Source organism: Stenotrophomonas sp. YJH_SMC_19 (genome assembly GCF_059367915.1).
In genome coordinates this window covers 24,429-40,428 of record NZ_JCAFRI010000009.1, presented here as the reverse complement: position 1 = coordinate 40,428, position 16,000 = coordinate 24,429, and the positions used below count along the sequence as shown (strand labels likewise).

General features: G+C 66.7%; 18 protein-coding genes. 7 read left to right on the top strand and 11 right to left on the bottom strand.

What is annotated here, in order from left to right:
- Positions 1–16: 16 nt before the first annotated feature.
- Positions 17–337, top strand: a complete 321-nt coding sequence (locus AC5P5R_RS11400) for a hypothetical protein (protein WP_162292024.1) — start codon at positions 17–19, stop codon at positions 335–337.
- Positions 338–346: 9 nt separating this feature from the next.
- On the opposite strand, the gene AC5P5R_RS11395 is transcribed toward AC5P5R_RS11400, so the two are convergent.
- Together AC5P5R_RS11395 and AC5P5R_RS11390 are read right to left on the bottom strand one after the other, a co-directional pair.
- On the bottom strand, positions 347–1,297 hold the full coding sequence (locus AC5P5R_RS11395) for a DMT family transporter (protein ID WP_043035072.1): 951 nt from the start codon (positions 1,295–1,297) through the stop codon (positions 347–349).
- A gap of 119 nt (positions 1,298–1,416) precedes the next feature.
- Positions 1,417–2,115 carry a helix-turn-helix transcriptional regulator gene (locus tag AC5P5R_RS11390; protein ID WP_005409417.1) on the bottom strand — a complete coding sequence of 233 codons (699 nt, stop codon included), beginning with the start codon at positions 2,113–2,115 and terminating at the stop codon, positions 1,417–1,419.
- A gap of 81 nt (positions 2,116–2,196) precedes the next feature.
- On the opposite strand from AC5P5R_RS11390, the gene AC5P5R_RS11385 reads away from it, so the two are divergent.
- Entirely contained in the window at positions 2,197–2,976 is a 780-nt protein-coding gene (locus AC5P5R_RS11385; protein WP_043035071.1) for a DUF6491 family protein, read from the top strand.
- Here the strand turns inward: AC5P5R_RS11385 and AC5P5R_RS11380 are convergent.
- From AC5P5R_RS11380 to AC5P5R_RS11370, 3 genes are all read right to left on the bottom strand, one after another.
- Positions 2,973–4,025, bottom strand: coding sequence for a linear amide C-N hydrolase (locus AC5P5R_RS11380; protein ID WP_012480021.1), 1,053 nt, complete (start codon positions 4,023–4,025; stop codon positions 2,973–2,975). The genes AC5P5R_RS11385 and AC5P5R_RS11380 overlap by 4 nt on opposite strands.
- 69 nt (positions 4,026–4,094) lie before the next feature.
- Positions 4,095–4,508, bottom strand: a complete 414-nt coding sequence (locus AC5P5R_RS11375; protein ID WP_005409414.1) for a DUF6691 family protein — start codon at positions 4,506–4,508, stop codon at positions 4,095–4,097.
- A complete protein-coding gene (locus tag AC5P5R_RS11370) occupies positions 4,505–4,942 on the bottom strand; it encodes a YeeE/YedE family protein (RefSeq protein ID WP_043035070.1) in 438 nt (145 codons plus the stop codon). Before AC5P5R_RS11370 ends, AC5P5R_RS11375 begins: the two co-directional genes overlap by 4 nt.
- An 86-nt stretch (positions 4,943–5,028) precedes the next feature.
- Between AC5P5R_RS11370 and AC5P5R_RS11365 the strand changes: the two genes are divergently transcribed.
- Positions 5,029–5,349, top strand: a complete 321-nt coding sequence (locus AC5P5R_RS11365) for an ArsR/SmtB family transcription factor (protein WP_043035069.1) — start codon at positions 5,029–5,031, stop codon at positions 5,347–5,349.
- A gap of 204 nt (positions 5,350–5,553) precedes the next feature.
- Here AC5P5R_RS11365 and AC5P5R_RS11360 read toward each other — a convergent pair whose 3' ends face one another.
- The 4 genes from AC5P5R_RS11360 to AC5P5R_RS11345 are packed head-to-tail and all read right to left on the bottom strand — an operon-like array spanning position 5,554 to position 11,181.
- Positions 5,554–6,687 (bottom strand): hybrid sensor histidine kinase/response regulator, encoded by a 1,134-nt coding sequence (locus AC5P5R_RS11360; protein WP_043035068.1) that lies wholly within the window; start codon positions 6,685–6,687, stop codon positions 5,554–5,556.
- Positions 6,684–7,259, bottom strand: a complete 576-nt coding sequence (locus tag AC5P5R_RS11355; protein ID WP_005409409.1) for a chemotaxis protein CheB — start codon at positions 7,257–7,259, stop codon at positions 6,684–6,686. Before AC5P5R_RS11355 ends, AC5P5R_RS11360 begins: the two co-directional genes overlap by 4 nt.
- Positions 7,259–8,083 (bottom strand): CheR family methyltransferase, encoded by an 825-nt coding sequence (locus AC5P5R_RS11350; RefSeq protein ID WP_005409408.1) that lies wholly within the window; start codon positions 8,081–8,083, stop codon positions 7,259–7,261. Before AC5P5R_RS11350 ends, AC5P5R_RS11355 begins: the two co-directional genes overlap by 1 nt.
- Entirely contained in the window at positions 8,080–11,181 is a 3,102-nt protein-coding gene (locus tag AC5P5R_RS11345) for a hybrid sensor histidine kinase/response regulator (RefSeq protein ID WP_012480016.1), read from the bottom strand. The genes AC5P5R_RS11350 and AC5P5R_RS11345 overlap by 4 nt, the downstream gene beginning before the upstream one ends.
- Before the next feature lie 151 nt (positions 11,182–11,332).
- Between AC5P5R_RS11345 and AC5P5R_RS11340 the strand changes: the two genes are divergently transcribed.
- A complete protein-coding gene (locus AC5P5R_RS11340; protein ID WP_394253808.1) occupies positions 11,333–12,496 on the top strand; it encodes a two-component system sensor histidine kinase NtrB in 1,164 nt (387 codons plus the stop codon).
- Entirely contained in the window at positions 12,486–12,845 is a 360-nt protein-coding gene (locus tag AC5P5R_RS11335; RefSeq protein WP_012480014.1) for a response regulator, read from the top strand. Before AC5P5R_RS11340 ends, AC5P5R_RS11335 begins: the two co-directional genes overlap by 11 nt.
- A 31-nt stretch (positions 12,846–12,876) precedes the next feature.
- Here the strand turns inward: AC5P5R_RS11335 and AC5P5R_RS11330 are convergent, their stop codons facing one another.
- Entirely contained in the window at positions 12,877–13,443 is a 567-nt protein-coding gene (locus AC5P5R_RS11330; protein WP_005409404.1) for a TetR/AcrR family transcriptional regulator, read from the bottom strand.
- A gap of 172 nt (positions 13,444–13,615) precedes the next feature.
- Between AC5P5R_RS11330 and AC5P5R_RS11325 the strand changes: the two genes are divergently transcribed.
- Positions 13,616–14,446 (top strand): universal stress protein, encoded by an 831-nt coding sequence (locus AC5P5R_RS11325; RefSeq protein ID WP_005409403.1) that lies wholly within the window; start codon positions 13,616–13,618, stop codon positions 14,444–14,446.
- Here the strand turns inward: AC5P5R_RS11325 and AC5P5R_RS11320 are convergent.
- Positions 14,394–15,287 carry an AraC family transcriptional regulator gene (locus tag AC5P5R_RS11320; RefSeq protein WP_005409402.1) on the bottom strand — a complete coding sequence of 298 codons (894 nt, stop codon included), beginning with the start codon at positions 15,285–15,287 and terminating at the stop codon, positions 14,394–14,396. The two genes, AC5P5R_RS11325 and AC5P5R_RS11320, sit on opposite strands and share 53 nt — an antisense overlap.
- Before the next feature lie 146 nt (positions 15,288–15,433).
- On the opposite strand from AC5P5R_RS11320, the gene AC5P5R_RS11315 reads away from it, so the two are divergent.
- On the top strand, positions 15,434–15,994 hold the full coding sequence (locus AC5P5R_RS11315) for a GNAT family N-acetyltransferase (protein WP_005409401.1): 561 nt from the start codon (positions 15,434–15,436) through the stop codon (positions 15,992–15,994).
- The last annotated feature ends 6 nt before the right edge of the window (positions 15,995–16,000 follow it).

Genomic DNA, 16,000 nt, shown 5'->3' with positions numbered 1-16,000 from the left:
CAGGAGGCCCCGTCGCATGCAGGTGTCGAGTTTCCCCGCCACCTGTATGGTGCGGGGCCGTGGTTTTCGGGAGTTACACGAAGACGACGGGCCGCACCAGGGCAGTGGTGACGGTGGTGGTGGTAATGGTGGTGGTGGCGACCGGCGCAGTCGAACGGCCCGCGGTAGCGGGAGCGATCAGGCTGGCGTGGGCGGCATCAAGAACCATGACGCACAGAAAACACTGTGCGCCGGCCTGCTGTCAAGTGCTGCGATGCAAAAAACCAGTGCCGCGATCATCGCTCAACGTGCAGGCATTTGGTTGCATCTGAGACCAAGGCAGCATCAGCACGCTTGACGCACGCATTCAGTCGGCATGTTCGGCGATCGCCCGTGGACTACGATGGGCATGCGCGCACAGCATCACGCCGGCCACCAGGAACACGATCGCCAGCGCTTCCAGCAGTGAAGGCCAGCGCTGCTGCCAGGCGAAGGCATACGCCAGCGCGAACAGCGTCTCGAACACGATCATCTGTCCGGTCAGGGTCAGCGGCAGCAGGCGGCTGGCGCGGTTCCAGAACGCATTGCCGAGGATCGAGGCCACCACCGCCACACCGGCACTGATTGCCCAGAAACCACTCCACTGCGCCGCCGTGTGCCCGCTGGTGTGCCCGATGAAGGCCATCGGCACCAGCAGCAGGGCCAGGCCGCCGGTGGTGACGCCGGTCAGCAGCGACCAGTCGTGGCTGGACAAGTCCGGTCGACGCGCCAGCCAGCGGCTGTTGCCGATCGAGTACAACGCCCACGAGAACAGCGCGCCGAACGCGCACAGCAGGCCGATCAGGCGCTGCCGCCACGGGGTTGCCAGGTGCTCGGACATCAGTGCTTCCCAACCAACCAGGGCCACGCCCAGCACGCACAGGCCCAGTGCCGGCAGCAGCTGTTTCAAAGGCACTGCACCCTGTTCGCGCACGCCGACCAGGGTGACCACCACCGGAATCAGGCCGACAATCAGCGACGCCGCCGCACCGCCAGCCCACTGCACCGCCGTGGCCAGCAGCAGGAAGTACACCAGGTTCCCGGCCAGGCTCAGCCACAGCAGCCCGATCCATTCGGTGCGACCCAGCTGGGGTGCCAGCCGCTTCCAGCGCGGGAGCAGCAGTACTACGGCGATCAGGCCGTAGACCAGATAGCGACCGGCCGACAATTGCAGGGCGTTGAACGACTGCAGCACGGCGGGCGCGAGGAAGACCACGCCCCACAGCGCGCCAGCGGCAACGCCATTGGCGATGCCCAGGGCCATCGGGTTGTTGCGCATTCGGGTTCTTCGGGGGGAGAGAACAGGCCGCGCAGTGTAAGCGCTGGCCAGCGGGCGCTCTTGACCGAGGCTATTGCCCTGACCGGCCGCGCGTGTGCAAAGCCGAGCGTGGCTCGACCCTACAGTCCGGCGCCCCGGCGCCACGCTGCGGGAGTCTGGCCGCACTCGCGGCGCAGCGCGCGGGTCAGTGCGCTCTGCTCGGAATAGCCCGCGGCCAGCGCGATATCGCTGATCGGCGCCACGCTGGTGCGCAGCTGGTGCTTGGCCCAACGCAACCGGCTTGCACTGAGCCAGGCCTGCGGGCTGAGCCCGAACTCCTGCCGGAACAGCGCATGCAAACGGCTCTCGCTGACCCCGACGAACCCCGCCATGCGCGCCACCGGCCACGCCTGCCCGGGGTCGGCCTGGACCGCCGCACACAGACCCTGCATGCGCGCGCCACTGCCGGCAGGTGCAAATACCTGCAGCAACTGCGGCAGCAGCGCCGGCATTGACTGCCCTGCCTGCACCTCAGCCAGGCGTCGGCGCAATGCCAGCGGCAGATGCAGCCAGCGCTGCCGGCACAGATGCTCCTGCGTGCCGTCATCAAGTACGCCCGGAGGACAGTCAACGATCACGAAACCATTGGGACCATCAGCCATCTGGTCATGCGCCTCACCGGCGGCCACGAATGCCCCCTGCAGCACGTCCAGCCGACCTCCGCGGCCTTCCATTTCGAACTGCAGTTCACCCTGCACTGGCAGCACCCACTGCGCGTAGTCATGGCGGTCCAGGCCGGTGGCCTGGCCGTAGTGCCGCAGATGGAAGATGGCGCCCATGCGGGCAGTGTGCGCGTGTAACAACGGCCGTGCAAACCGTTGCTATAGTCGATCCGTCATCCAACGCAGGGAGTGCAGGACATGACCCATCAGCAGGTGTCCCTGGCGCTCGCCACCGGCCTCGGCCTGGCGCTCGCAGCTTCGGTCTCCGCACAGGCGCGTACGCCACCGGCTCCGCACTGCATGAACGCTGTCGGCGTACAGGAAGTGGAGCAGGCATCACCGCGCTCGATCGCACTGCGCGCCGCCTCCGGCCAGCCCTTTCGGATCGACTTCAACGAAGATTGTCCCGGCGTCCGCAGTGCCACCTCGCTGAAACTGGAAGCCCCCGCCGGCTGGGCCTGCGGCCGCCCCAGCGAACGCGTCGTGGTCGACGGCCGCCAATGCACCATCAGCGCAGTCACCCCGCTGCAGAATCGCGACTATGCCAGCGTCGCCCGCGACAGCGAGCGCCTGCGCACCGCTACCCTGCCTGCCGTGACCATCCGCGAACGCAAGGAGGTGCGTCGCAGCTTCGGCGGCTCACCGTCCTACTGCTTTGCCACGCGCAACGTGCGTGCCTGGTCATCCGACCCGCAGGGCATGCTGGTGGAGACCAACCCGCGCCGCAATGGCGGCCATCGCTACTACCGGGTAGAACTCGGCAGCCACTGCCGCCAGCTCGACCGCACGCCGCAGCTGAGCTTCCACTCGGGCCTGCAGAACGGCCTGATCTGTGGCAATCCCGGCGATCGGATCATGACTGCCGAATTCGAGACAGACGATCTGCGCGGTGAAAGCATCGCCCCGCTGCCGCAGTACACGCGCGGCAGCTGCACGATCCAGGCGGTCTACCCGGCCTCCAGCCAGGCGTCGAACTAACCGTCGACGCCGAGGAAGGCGAACGGTGCGCTGGGCACGAACTGGCCCAGTGCATCACCGGCGAAGGTATTGCGCTGGTCCTTGCCGAGGTCGAGCTTGAGTACCTTGCCGGCGAAATCGACCTTGTTCAGATCGACCCAGAAGGTGTTCGGGGTCAATGCCGATTCGAAGAAGTACAGCCGCCGCTTGTGGTCGGCCACGGTGCGCCAGCGCGTGGATGAGATGTTCGGCTCACCCGGCGTGGTGATGCCATACGGCACCGACGCGTTGCGGATCACGCTGAACACGCTGGCCAGGGCCTCCACCGGATCCTCGGCCTTGGGAATGGCGTTGATGTAGAACGAGGCGCGCGCGAAACGGTCAGCAGAGCGGTTGGTGCCCGGCAGCATCACCGTGCCGCCGATCTGCTGCCAGTAGCTGTTGAGCGCCAGCTGCTGCTCGAAGATCGGCGAATTGGTCATCACCTGGTAGCGCCGGTCATGGTGGATCACCTGGCGGCCGCCGATGTACTCGACGATGGCACTGTCGCCGCTGGCATCGGACAGCGAAAGGTGCAGCGTCGCCTGCCGATCTTCACCGGGCACCTTGTCGGTGACGATCGAGTACGGCTCGCGCTTCAACGCGGCGACCGCCTCTTCCACGGTAGCGAAGTTGTCCAGCACATACTGCGCCCACAGCGAAATCGCCAGGCCCGGCTTGTTGCCACGCTGCTGCGGATACTCCGATTCGACCAGCCACAGCAGGTTGGCTACCAGGCCCTTTTCGTTCATGCCATCGGTGGTCGACACGTCGTAGCCGGTGGCCACCACCGAGCCGTAGCGCGCGGTCCACGCCAGCGACTTCGGGCCGGCCTGGCCGGTGCGCGCAATGCCGCGCGGCAGTATGTAGAGGTTGGTCGCCACATCGACCTTCCAGTCCATCGAGCGCGCGGTGATCACATCGCCGTTGTCACCCAAGTACACCGCGCGCGTGCAGGCCAGTGCCGGTGCCACGGCTGCGGCCAGCGCGACCGCCAGCATTCCCCTTCCCATCCACTTCATCCGTGCCATGTCGTTGCACTCCTTTTCCCCGTGATCCGAAGATAGGACCCCAGGCAGGGTGAGACAGGGGTGAAAGCCTCAACGGACGAAGCGGTCGTGCAGCCAGAATCCTGCAAGCATCGAAGGCACGAACCACAGGGCTTCGCGCGACGCCACGGCCACCCCGGCGATGGCCGGGCCTGGGCAATAGCCCGCCCAGCCCCAGCCGATCCCGAACAGCGCGGCACCCAGCAGCAGGCGAGCATCCACACGCCGGGTAACAGGCAGCCGGAAGCGGTCTGCGTACAGCGGCTGCTGTCGCCGCAACACCCACCGCTGCCCGATCGCGCTGACCAGCAGCGCCGAGCCCAGCACCCACAGCAGCGTGGGATCGAAGTCACCGGTGATGTCGAGGAAGCCGAGGACACGACGCGCGTCGGTCATTCCCGAAAGTGCCAACCCCATGCCAAACAATGCGCCCGCCGCGCCGGCGGCCCAGACTGCGCGGCTCATGTTGGGCCTCCGCCATGACGGACCAGGAAGGTGGTCAGCATCGCGCAGGCCATGAACACCAGCACGGCCGCCAGCGATCGCTTCGAAGCGCGGGCCATGCCGCACACACCGTGACCGCTGGTGCAGCCGTTGCCCAGCCGCGTACCGAAGCCGACCAGCAGGCCGGCTCCCATCAACTGCCATGCCGGCAGCGCATCACGCAGCAGCGCACGCGGCGATGCCTCGGGCACCGATTGCCACCACAGCACCAGCCCCGCCGATGCGGTCAGGCCGGCCAGGAAGGCCCAGCGCCAGGCACGCTCGCCCTTGCCTGCGCGCAGGCTGCCTGCGGTGATGCCGCTGATGCCCGCCACGCGTCCGATGGTGGCGAGCAACAGCACCGCGGCGGCGCCGATCAACGCACCACCTGCCGCCGCACTCCATGGCAGGTTCATGCCCTGCCCTCTTCGCTGCCGTACATGGGATTGCCCATTTGTTTAGATTATTCTAAATTAGATCATTCTAAACAAAATGGTCAACCATGGCCCGGACCCAGCTCGACAGCGCCGCGATGGCCGAACACGCGTCGCAGGCAGCCACGCTGCTCAAAAGCCTGGCCCACCCGGCCCGGCTGCGGGTGCTGTGCCGCCTGGTGGAAGGTGAAGCGTCGGTACCGGAACTGCAGGCACTGACCGGCCTGAGCGCATCGGCGTTGTCACAGCATCTGGCGGTGCTGCGCGGACTGGATATCGTGGCGACCCGGCGCGAAGCGCAGGCGATCCACTACCGGGTTCTTGAAGGGCCCGCACTGGGCGTGCTGCAGGCGCTGCATGCGGCGTACTGCGGTGCTGCTTCGCGCTGAATCCGGCGCAGACCATCAGCCTGCGTGCAGCGCCGGCTGCACCACCTGATCGAGCAGGTCCACTGGCGTCGGTGCCGACCGATCGCCCTGCAGGCTCCGTGAGAATCCGGACCGGTCACTGCAGGAAAGCTGGCGAGAATAGGCACCCACGCTAGCAGTTGCGGACCAGTCCGCCTCAGTCCGCCGAAACGCTGGCCGAAGCGTTCAGGTTGCCGCCAAGACCGTGCCGTCGCAGCGTCGTGGCAGCATTGCCTCGAACACCACCTGGCCCGCTTCGTTGCGGGCCGCAATGCGCCCGCCGTGCGCGCGGACGAACTGATCGACGATGTACAGGCCCAGGCCCAGGCCCTTGCTCTGGTGGAAGCTGGCCTTGAACGGTTCGAACAGTCGCGGCAACAGCGCGTCATCGATCCGGCCGGCGTTGCTGACCCGCAGCAGTACGCCGCGCGGGTCGCGCCCATCCACCTCCACCCTCGCCTCGCTGCCATGGGTCAGCGCATTGCCGACCAGGTTGGCGGCGACCTGGCCAAGGCGATCCAGATCGCCCTGCAGCCGCGTGTCTCCCTGCAGGTCCAGGTGGATCCGGTCCGCCCCATGCGCGCTGCCCGCCTCGGCGACTACCGCGCGCGTCACGTCGGCCAGATCGCAGGCACTTGCCTCCAGCCTCAGGCCACCGCTGCGGATCCGCGAAAAATCCAGCAGCTGCTCGACCATCCGCGCCATCCGCAGGGTGCTGGCTTCCAGGTACTGCAGGGTCTGCTGCGCGCCTGCGTTGTCTTCCGGAAGCTCCAGCGCCAGCTTGTCGGCACACAGCAGGATCGCCGACAACGGCGTGCGCAGGTCGTGGGTCAAAACGGCAGCCATCGTCTCGTTGAGCTTCAGCGCGCGCTCCAGTGCCTCGTTGCGCGCCTTCAGCAGCTGCCGCTGCTGGTACAGCTCGATGAAGACGTTGACCTTGCTCAGGATCACCTGCGGCGCCACCGGCTTGTGCAGGAAATCGACCGCACCGCTTTCGTAGCCCTTGAACACGCGCAGGGGATCATCCGGAGAGGCGGTCAGGAAGATGATCGGCACGTCGCGGCTGCGATGCGAACCGCGCATCAGTTCGGCCAGGGTGAAGCCATCGATCTCCGGCATGTGCACGTCAAGCAGGGCCAATGCCACCTCGTGCTCGAGCAGCAGCTCCAACGCCTGCGCGCCCGAGCCGGCCAGCAGCAGGTTGACCCCTTCGCGCTGCAGCAGGGCCTGCATGGCTACCAGGTTCTGCGGCACGTCATCGACGATCAGCAGGTTGACCGGGGTCCGCGACTGCGCAGGTTCCGGTGGCAACAGGTTCATGCAAACAACTCCTTCAGGCGGCGACACATCAGTTCAAGGGGCAGCACGGCATCGGCGCCGGCGTACTGCAGGGCGGAAGCGGGCATCATCGACGCCTCGGCTTCCTCGGGACATTGCAGCCAGGCATGGCCACCGGCACGGCGCACGGCGGCAACGCCCTCGCTGCCATCACTGCTGGCACCGGTCAGCAGCAGGGCCAATACCTGCGCGCCGAACACCGCCGCAGCGGAGTCGAACAGCGGATCGATGGCCGGACGGGAAAACAGCACCGGTGCATCCACCGACAACGCCACCGCCCCCTCGTCCTCCACCAGCAGGTGGTAATCCGGCGGCGCGAACGTCACCGTGCCCGGCTGCAACGGCTGCTTGTCTTCGGCTTCGCGCACCGGCAACGCGCAGTACGGCGCCAGCACCTCGGCGATGCGGCTGGTACGGTCACGCGGCAGGTGCAGCACGGCCAGTACCGGTACCGGCAGCTTCGCCGGCAGTGCACCGAGCACCGCCTGCAGGGCCGCCACGCCACCGGCGGACGCGCCGATCACCAGCACGGCCGGACGCACCGGCAGCGTCATCAGGCCACCTTCCGGTACAGGCGGTGCTCTCGCGAACAGACCTCGAAGGCATCGTGGTGGCACCCGAACTGCAGCGACTCCTTGCTGCCCAGGCCAAGGAAGCCCCGGTGCACCAGCGCTTCGCGGAACAGGCCGACGGCACGATCCTGCAGGTCGCGGTTGAAATAGATCAGCACGTTGCGGCACGACACCAGGTGCACTTCGGAGAACACGGTATCGGTGGCCAGGCTGTGGTCGGCGAACACCACGTTGCGGCGCAGTTGGCGGTCGAACACCGCACCATCGTAGGCGGTGGCGTAGTAGTCCGACAGCGACGCGGTGCCACCGGCGGCCAGGTAGTTGCGGCTGAACTGGGCCATCCGGTCGATGCCATAGGCGCCCGCCTCGGCGGTGGCCAGCGCGGCCGGATTGATGTCGGTGGCATAGACGATGCTGCGCTCGAGCAGGCCTTCCTCATGCAGCAGGATCGCCAGCGACCACACTTCCTCGCCCGTGCTGCAGCCGGCCACCCACAGCTTCACCGAGGGATAGGTACGCAGCACTGGCACCACCTGCTCGCGCAGCTCACGGAAATACGCAGGGTCACGGAACATCTCCGAGACCTGCACAGTGAAGAACTGCATGGCCTGGGCGAACAGGTCCGGCTCGTGCAGCAGCCGGTACTGCAGGTCGACCAGCCGCTCGCACTCATAGCGCTGCATCGCCTGGCGCATGCGTCGGCGCAGCGACGACACCGCATAGCTGCGGAAATCGTAGTGGTAGCGCTGGTACAGCGCCTCCAGCAGGACCTTCAGTTCGAGGTCGAACAGCGCCTGTTCGTTCATTGCCGCGAGCACCAGACCCGGCACAGCGAGACCAGCTTGTCGACGTCGATGGGCTTGGCGATGTAATCGTTGGCGCCCGCCTGCAGGCAACGCTCACGGTCGTCCGGCATGGCCTTGGCAGTCAGCGCGATGATCGGCAGGTCCTGCAGGTGACGCTGCGCGCGGATCTCGCGCATCGCGGCCAGGCCATCCTTCTCCGGCATCATGATGTCCATCAGCACCAGGTCGACTTCGCGCTCGGCCAGGCGGTCCACTGCCTCCTGCCCATTGCGCGCGATCTCCAGCGTCACACCCAGCGGCTCGAGCACGCTGGACAGCGCAAAGATGTTGCGCACGTCGTCCTCGGCCAGCAGTACGGTGCGTCCATCGAGCACGGTGTCGCGACGGCGCGCCTCGCGCAGCAGGCGCTGCTGGTCGGTGGGCAGGCTGGCTTCCACGCTGTGCAGGAACAGGGTGACTTCATCCAGCAGGCGCTCGGGCGAACGCGCGCCCTTGATGATGATGCTCTTGGAATAGCGGCGCAGGCGCTGTTCTTCCTCGCGACCGAGCGCGCGGCCGGTATAGACGATCACCGGCGGGAAGCCGACGTCATCGTTGCCGGCCATGTGTTCGAGCAGGTCGTAGCCGCTGCCGTCAGGCAGTGACAGGTCCATCACCATGCAATCAAAGGTGACCGTGCTGAGCTGCTCCAGCGCGCCAGCAAGCGTTCCCACGGCGACGATCTGCAGCTGATCACGGCCCAGCAGCAGTTCCAGGTTGTGGCGCAGCTCGCTGTCGTCCTCGACGATCAGCAGGCGCCGCACGTCGCGCTGGCTGGTCTGTTCCAGCTGCTCGATGGCGCTCACCAGGCGCTCGCGCGTGGTCGGCTTGATCGCGAACCCGATCGCGCCGAGCTCGCGCGCCACCTGGCTGCGGTCCGTTGCCGAGACCACGTGCACAGGGATATGGCGGGTATCGGGGTTGCGCTTCAGGCGCTCCAGCACGCTCAGGCCGGACACGTCCGGCAGGCCGATATCGAGCAGGATGCCGTTCGGTCGCAGTTCGCCGGCCAGGGCCAGCGCCTCTTCGGCCGTCCCGGCCACCACGCAGTCGAAATCCAGTTCATGGGCCAGGGCCACCAGCGCTTCGGCGAACGTAGCGTCGTCCTCGACGGCCAGGATCAGGCGGCCCGGGTGCTGGCGACGACCGCGGTCGTCGGCCACGCTGGGCACCGTCGTCGTCGGCGCCACCGGAGCCCTTGCTGGCACCTGCATCGCCGGCACAGCGGCCGCGACCGGCGAGGCCACGGGGGCTGCGGCGATGTCCGCGGCGCTCGACGCGGGCGCGCCCTGCAACGGCAGTTCCAGAATGAAGCAGCTGCCACGGCCCGGTTCGCTGTCAACCTGGATGCTGCCGCCCATGCGCTCGGCCAGATCGCGCGAGATCGACAGCCCCAGGCCGGTGCCACCGTAGCGGCGACGGGTGCTGCCATCGGCCTGGCGGAAGGCTTCGAAGATGACCTGCAGCTGCTCGCGGGCAATGCCGATACCGCTGTCGCAGACCTCGAAACGGATGCGCCCCTGGCCGGCCGCGCGCACGTGCAGGCTGACCTTTCCATGCTCGGTGAACTTCACCGCATTGGCCAGCAGGTTCTTCAGGATCTGCTGCAGGCGCTGGCTGTCGACCACCAGCTGGCTCGGCGCCAGCGCATCGGCCTCGATCTGCAGGGCCAGGCCCTTCTGCCGCGCCATCGGCTCGAAAGTCTCGCGCAGGCGCTGCAGCACGCTGTCGGTCACCACCACTTCATCAGCCAGCTCGACGTGGCCGGCCTCGATGCGCGACAGGTCCAGGATGTCGTTGATCAGCGCCAGCAGATCGTTGTTGGACGACAGGATCGCACGCGCATACTTCACCTGTTCTTCGGTGAGCGTGCCGTCCTTGTTGTCGGCCAGCAGCTTGGCCAGGATCAGCGAGCTGTTCAGCGGCGTGCGCAGTTCGTGCGACATGTTGGCCAGGAACTCGGACTTGTAGCGCGATGTCGCGGCCAGTTCGTTGCTGTTGCGCACCAGCTGGCTCTGCGCGACCAGCAGTGCCTGCTTCTGCGCCTCCAGCTCGTGGGTCCGCTCTTCCAGCTGGACGTTGCTCTGTTCCAGCTCGGCCTGCTGTTCTTCCAGATGGCTCTGCGACTGCAGCAGGCTGCGGCTCTGCTCTTCCAGTTCCTCATTGGCCACGCGCAGCTCTTCCTGCTGGGCCTGCAGCTCCTCGCCCTGGCGCTGCGATTCCTCCAGCAGCACCACCAGTTGTGCGCGCAGCAGCGATGCACGCAGCGCCATGCCGATGGTCTCGGCGCAGCGCTCCAGCAGCTCGCGATCCAGGTCGCGCTGCGCACCCGCCCGGGCGCGTCCCAGCTCGACGATGCCTACCACGGTGCCGTCACTGCTGATCGGCGCCAAGATGCGCTCGCGCACCGGCAACCGCCCCAGGCTGGTCTGCAGTTCAAGTACGGCGTCGTCGCTGCCCTCCAGGTGACGGATGCACTCATCCCGCGCCACCTGCCCGGCCACGCCCTCCTGCAATGCCAGCGACGCCGGCATGCCGGACGGCAACGCCAGGCCGCCGGTCAGCTGCAGTCGTCCGCCTTCCAGCCGGTACACGGCGCCGACGTCGGCCTCCAGTTGCGCGCCCAGGCTGGTGGCTGCCGCCTCGGCAATCTGCTCCGGGCCGAGGTCGCCGCGCAGGCTCATCGCTACCGCGTTCTCGGCCTCCTGCAGCCACAACGCCCGCATTGCGTCCCGGCGTGCCTGGATCGCGCGGGAGACGATCAGCGCGATCATCAGGAACGCACAACCACCGATGCTTCGGTTGACCAGCGAGAACGCCGAGTTCGAGCTGGCCGGGGCGATGTTGAAACCGATGACCAGCAGGACGCAGGCGAGCACAGCCACGATGAACGGCGCGCGCGCACTGCGCTGGAACACCGTGACGCCCACGGCCAGGAAATACGCCAGCCATACCGCATAACCGAGCGGTACCACCAGCTCCAATGCGATGGTCGCAGCCAGCAGCACGGCGGACGTCATCCAGATCCAGCGGTCACGCGTAGTCGCACCAGGACGCATGCAGGTCGGTTCCAGAACAAAAAGGGTGGGTGATGGTACTCCGTGTCGTATTCAGCCGCACAGGACAAATGGCACGTGTCCCGCCTCCACGCCTCCTTCACACTTGAATGCCTAGCTTCACGTCCCTCACAGGGGTAACACTTATTTTTACGTGGACGCTGCCGCCTCTACGACGTCCGTGCTGACGGACCCTTCCCGCCAACTGCGACTGCTGATCGACAGCGTGCGCGACCATGCGCTGTACCTGCTTGATCCGGATGGCATCGTCTGCAGCTGGAACCCGGGTGCGGAGCGCATCAAGGGCTATTCAGCCGATGAAGTGGTGGGCACCCACTTTGGTCGCTTCTACCTGGCCGCCGACCGCGAGGCAGGAGAACCGCAACGCCTGCTCCGCCATGCAGCGCAGCATGGCCACGTTGCCAATGAGGGCTGGCGGGTACGCCGCGATGGCTCGTCGTTCCGTGCCAGTGTTGTCATCGAGCCGGTGATTGAAGCGGGTGAGCTGCTCGGCTACGTCAAGATCACCCGCGACATCACCGAGCAGTGGCAGGCACAGCGCCTGCTGCGTGATGCCCAACGAGCGCTGCGCAATACCCAACAGTTCGAGGCCGTCGGCCGACTCAGCCGCGGCCTGTCGCATGAGTTCAACAACCTGCTGACCACCATCGGCAACGCACTTGACCTGCTGTCCCTGCGCGTTGGCGGTGACGATGCGCGCGCCGCCGAGCTGCTCGATGCTGCGCAGAGCGCGACCGATCGTGGTGCGCTGCTGACCCGCCAGCTGCTGGCGTTCAGCACTGGCCAGACCCTGATCCGCGAACCACTGGATATCAACGTGTTGATACAGCAGTGGCTGCCGGACCTGCAACGCGCCTGCCCGTCCACGGTGATGCTGGATGCCCAGCTGGCACCCGGCCTGCCTGCGGTCAACACCGATGCGGCGCAGCTGCAGACGGCGCTGGCCAATCTGGTCGCCAATGCCGCCGATGCTACCCTTGAAGGCGGTCGCATCCTGATCGGCACCGCGCTGGAGCATCGCCTCGACCCGGACGCGGACTCCACGCTGCAACGTGGCTATGTCACCCTCAGCGTCTGCGATGAAGGCCACGGGATGGCGGCCGACATCGCCGAACGGGCCACCGAGCCCTTCTTCACCACCAAGGACATCGGCAAAGGCAGCGGCCTGGGCCTGAGCCAGGTGTTCGGATTCACTACCCAGAGCGGCGGCTTCGTCGACGTGTCCACCACGCCCGGTGTCGGCACCACGGTCAGCCTGCTGCTACCCGCAATGGAGGACCCTGCCGATGACCGATGACCCGATCCGCGTACTGATGGTGGAAGACCAGACCGATCTGCGTGAAATGATCGGCCTGGCCCTGCGCGAACTCGGCATCGATGTGGCCACGACCGCCGATGGCCACGAGGCGGCGGAACTGCTCAAGGGCGAAGCACGTTTCGACGTGGTGTTCAGCGACGTCAGCATGCCCAACGGCATGTCCGGCATCGAGCTGAGCGAGCATGTGGCACGCGAACAGCCGCAGGCACGGATGATCCTCTCGTCCGGCTATGCCCGTTCGCAGCTGCCGCCGCTGCCCGAGCAGGTGGAGTTCCTGCCCAAGCCCTATCGCCTGCGCCAGCTGGTGCAGTTGCTCAGGCAGGCGTAAGCCACGGCGCCCCCGCAGGAAACCCCTGCGGTCAACCCATCATCGCCCCCCGCTGGAACGACGCCAGCAGCGTAGAGGCTGCCGCTGCCGGCGCCAGCCGACCGCGTGCCAGTGACCAGGTGATGCCGTAGAAACAGCTCCAGTAGAAGTCCGCGAGCCACACCGCGGTGAAACCGACGTTGAACTCTCCGGCCGCCTGACCCCGCAGGAAGAAGGCCTCGAAGCGCTCGCCGATCGGCGCCCAGCGCTCCGGCAGCAGGTGCAGGTCGCCCAGGCGCTGCTGTTCTTCCATCATCCGTGCGAACAGCAGCGTCACCAGCTCCCAGTCCGCCAGCAGCGTGGCGGTGACCTGCTCCAGCACGTGGCGTGCATCACCGCCCTGGTCGAACCAGGCCGCCGCCGCTTCCACGCGCTCGAAACCGGCCGCGAACAGGGCCTCGTCGATCGCCTCCCGGGTAGGCGCAAACCGGTACAGGGTCGCGCGGCTGATGCCCGCCCCGCGCGCGAGTTCGCTGAGGGTGCAGCGTGGATGGCTGACCAGGGTGGCCGCCAGCGCATGGGGCAGGTCGCGTCGTGTACGTGCTGCGGCAGGTCGCATGAAAAGCGATGGGGTGTGGGCTGGCCCTCACGCTAGCATGAATCATCAATTAATAAATTGAATCAAATATGATTCACACGAATCACGAATGCGCTACAACGGGGGTGCGTCCGGTGCACCCGGGTCGGTGCACGGCAGGGAACGCGTCACAGGCATCGAGGGAGACAACGCCATGCTGCACCCACTACGCGATATCGCCGTGCTGTTCGACGCCAGCGACACCGGGCACCGCGTTCTCAACATCGCCGCCGACCTGGCGCAGGCCCAGCAGGCGCATCTGGTCGCAGTCTCCACGGCCCTGCATCCCACCGACATCGCCAACGGCTTCGCGCGCGGTGCCGGCATCGCCGCCGCGCTGGACCACGAGGCCCGCGCGGATGCCGCCTGCACCGCACAGCTGATGCAGAACCTGCGTGCCGTGTCCGAGCCGCTGCAGATCAGCACCGAACTGCGCATCGTCTCGGACTACCTGGGTGGCGCCGACCTGGCGCTGCAGTCGCTGTACTGCGACCTGATCATCGCCGGCTATCCGCACACACCAGGCGCGCCCTCCGGCTGGCATCCACTGGGCACGCTTCGCCAGACCGGGGTACCGATGCTGCTGGTGCCGCCGCACTGGAAGGGCGAGCAGGTCGGCCGGCGTATCGTGGTGGCCTGGAATGCCAGCAAGCAGGCACGTCGTGCGGTGGCAGATGCCCTGCCTCTTCTGGCCCGGGCGCAGGCCGTGCACCTGCTGATGGTCGACACGCCCAAGGCTGAAGCGGCACCCGGCGCTGAAATGGCCCAGCATCTGGCGCGGCACGGCGTTGAAGTGGAGATCCAGGCGATCAGCTCCAGCCAAGGGGGCGTAGCTGCCACCATTCGCCAGCATGTACTTGATGCCGAAGCCGATCTGCTGGTGCTGGGGCCCTACAGCCGCAGTCGCGTGGTCGAGCGCGTGCTCGGCGGGGTCACCGAGGATCTGCTCGCCGAAGTACCGGCGCCCTTGTTCGTATCGCACTGATACCGCCCTGCCCCGCCCGGCGGTAGCCGGTCAGCGATTGGCCGGTGTGCCGCCGGAAATAGCGGCACAGGTAGGACGCGTCCTCGAAACACAGGCGTTCGGCGATGCGTCCGATCGGCAGTTCGCTGTAGCTCAGCAGCGCCTTGATCTCCAGCACCACCTGGCGGTCGATCAACGCCTTCGGCGTTTCGCCGAAGCATTCCCGGGTCACCTGCGAGAGATAGAACGGGGTAATGCACAGCGCCTCGGCGTAGGACTGCACGTCGCGTTGGCGCGTGCTGCGCTGGCCGACCAGTTCCCAGAAGCTCCAGGCCAGGCGCTCGCGTCGGCCGACCTGCGGCGCCGCCTCGTAGTATGCCGGGAGCAGTGTGGCGAACTTCAGGAAAAAGGTCTGCAGCAGGTTGCGCAGCATCACGTGCCGATGGCGGCCACCGTTGTGCTGGGCATCCATCAACTGCTGCAGCCAACCCTGCAGCAGCGGCACCTCCAGCGGTGACGGTACACAATGAGGGTGCTCGTGCAGGAACTTGAACAGTGCATTGGGCAGCACATAGGCCACCTCCGAGGCCAGCGCTTTCGGCACCAGGCAGGCCACCGCAAGGAAGCCGCGCGAACGCTGCCGCAGCAGCGCCAGCGTATCCTCCGCCAGCACCAGTACGTCGTGCCGCTGCACCGCCACTTCGCGGAAGTTCAGTGCGAACCGCGCACGCCCGGACACGCACACCAGCACCGTCAGATAGGCGTGCCCGAACGACAGCGGAACACCCAAGCCTTCAGCCAGCGTACTGACTTCCAGGCGCATGGATTCGTCCTGTTCCAGAAGCTGGGGAATGCGATCCATGGGCCGATCCACTGGGATATCGCGGCAGAGCATATCCGCCCGAACGAAGAAGTTGTGAAAAGTACCGAAACCATCAAGGTCCCGCCCTGTGCTCCCCGCCCGTCGAAACCTAGCCTGTGCACTCTCTCTCCACCGACGGACCCGCCATGCAACTGGCCACCCAACGCTTGATCCTGCGCCCCTGGCGCGACAGTGACGCCGCCGATCTGTACGAGTACGCCCGCGACCCGCGTGTGGGGCCCATTGCCGGTTGGCCACCGCATGCCAGCGTAGAGGAGAGTGCCGACATCATCCGCACCGTGTTCAACCGACCGGAGGTCTACGCCCTGCAGAGCCGCGAGAACGGGCGTGCCATCGGATGCGTCGGCATCCTGATCGGTGCAGACAGCAACTTCAGCTTGGGCGAGCGCGAGGGAGAGATCGCCTACTGGATCGGCGTACCGTACTGGGGTCGTGGCCTGGTACCCGAAGCTGTACGTGAGGTGATGCGGCATGCCTTCCTGGATCTGCAGCTGGACGCGTTGTGGTGCGGCTACTTCGACGACAACCTGCAATCGATGAGCGCGCAGGCCAAATGCGGTTTCCGCCATCACCACACCGAGGTCAACCAGTTCAACCGCTTTCTCGCCGACTACCGCACCGAACACATCAGCCGCATCACCGCCAGGGAATGGCAGGCACAGCAGACCGTACCACTACCCACATGATCACGG

What these genes read in the sequence shown, in the direction of transcription:
- AC5P5R_RS11400 (WP_162292024.1), top strand. Translation starts at nt 17, where the DNA reads ATGCAGGTGTCGAGTTTCCCCGCCACCTGTATGGTGCGGGGCCGTGGT.
- AC5P5R_RS11395 (WP_043035072.1), bottom strand. Translation starts at nt 1,297, where the DNA reads ATGCGCAACAACCCGATGGCCCTGGGCATCGCCAATGGCGTTGCCGCT.
- AC5P5R_RS11390 (WP_005409417.1), bottom strand. Translation starts at nt 2,115, where the DNA reads ATGGGCGCCATCTTCCATCTGCGGCACTACGGCCAGGCCACCGGCCTG.
- AC5P5R_RS11385 (WP_043035071.1), top strand. Translation starts at nt 2,197, where the DNA reads ATGACCCATCAGCAGGTGTCCCTGGCGCTCGCCACCGGCCTCGGCCTG.
- AC5P5R_RS11380 (WP_012480021.1), bottom strand. Translation starts at nt 4,025, where the DNA reads ATGGCACGGATGAAGTGGATGGGAAGGGGAATGCTGGCGGTCGCGCTG.
- AC5P5R_RS11375 (WP_005409414.1), bottom strand. Translation starts at nt 4,508, where the DNA reads ATGAGCCGCGCAGTCTGGGCCGCCGGCGCGGCGGGCGCATTGTTTGGC.
- AC5P5R_RS11370 (WP_043035070.1), bottom strand. Translation starts at nt 4,942, where the DNA reads ATGAACCTGCCATGGAGTGCGGCGGCAGGTGGTGCGTTGATCGGCGCC.
- AC5P5R_RS11365 (WP_043035069.1), top strand. Translation starts at nt 5,029, where the DNA reads ATGGCCCGGACCCAGCTCGACAGCGCCGCGATGGCCGAACACGCGTCG.
- AC5P5R_RS11360 (WP_043035068.1), bottom strand. Translation starts at nt 6,687, where the DNA reads ATGAACCTGTTGCCACCGGAACCTGCGCAGTCGCGGACCCCGGTCAAC.
- AC5P5R_RS11355 (WP_005409409.1), bottom strand. Translation starts at nt 7,259, where the DNA reads ATGACGCTGCCGGTGCGTCCGGCCGTGCTGGTGATCGGCGCGTCCGCC.
- AC5P5R_RS11350 (WP_005409408.1), bottom strand. Translation starts at nt 8,083, where the DNA reads ATGAACGAACAGGCGCTGTTCGACCTCGAACTGAAGGTCCTGCTGGAG.
- AC5P5R_RS11345 (WP_012480016.1), bottom strand. Translation starts at nt 11,181, where the DNA reads ATGCGTCCTGGTGCGACTACGCGTGACCGCTGGATCTGGATGACGTCC.
- AC5P5R_RS11335 (WP_012480014.1), top strand. Translation starts at nt 12,486, where the DNA reads ATGACCGATGACCCGATCCGCGTACTGATGGTGGAAGACCAGACCGAT.
- AC5P5R_RS11330 (WP_005409404.1), bottom strand. Translation starts at nt 13,443, where the DNA reads ATGCGACCTGCCGCAGCACGTACACGACGCGACCTGCCCCATGCGCTG.
- AC5P5R_RS11325 (WP_005409403.1), top strand. Translation starts at nt 13,616, where the DNA reads ATGCTGCACCCACTACGCGATATCGCCGTGCTGTTCGACGCCAGCGAC.
- AC5P5R_RS11320 (WP_005409402.1), bottom strand. Translation starts at nt 15,287, where the DNA reads ATGGATCGCATTCCCCAGCTTCTGGAACAGGACGAATCCATGCGCCTG.
- AC5P5R_RS11315 (WP_005409401.1), top strand. Translation starts at nt 15,434, where the DNA reads ATGCAACTGGCCACCCAACGCTTGATCCTGCGCCCCTGGCGCGACAGT.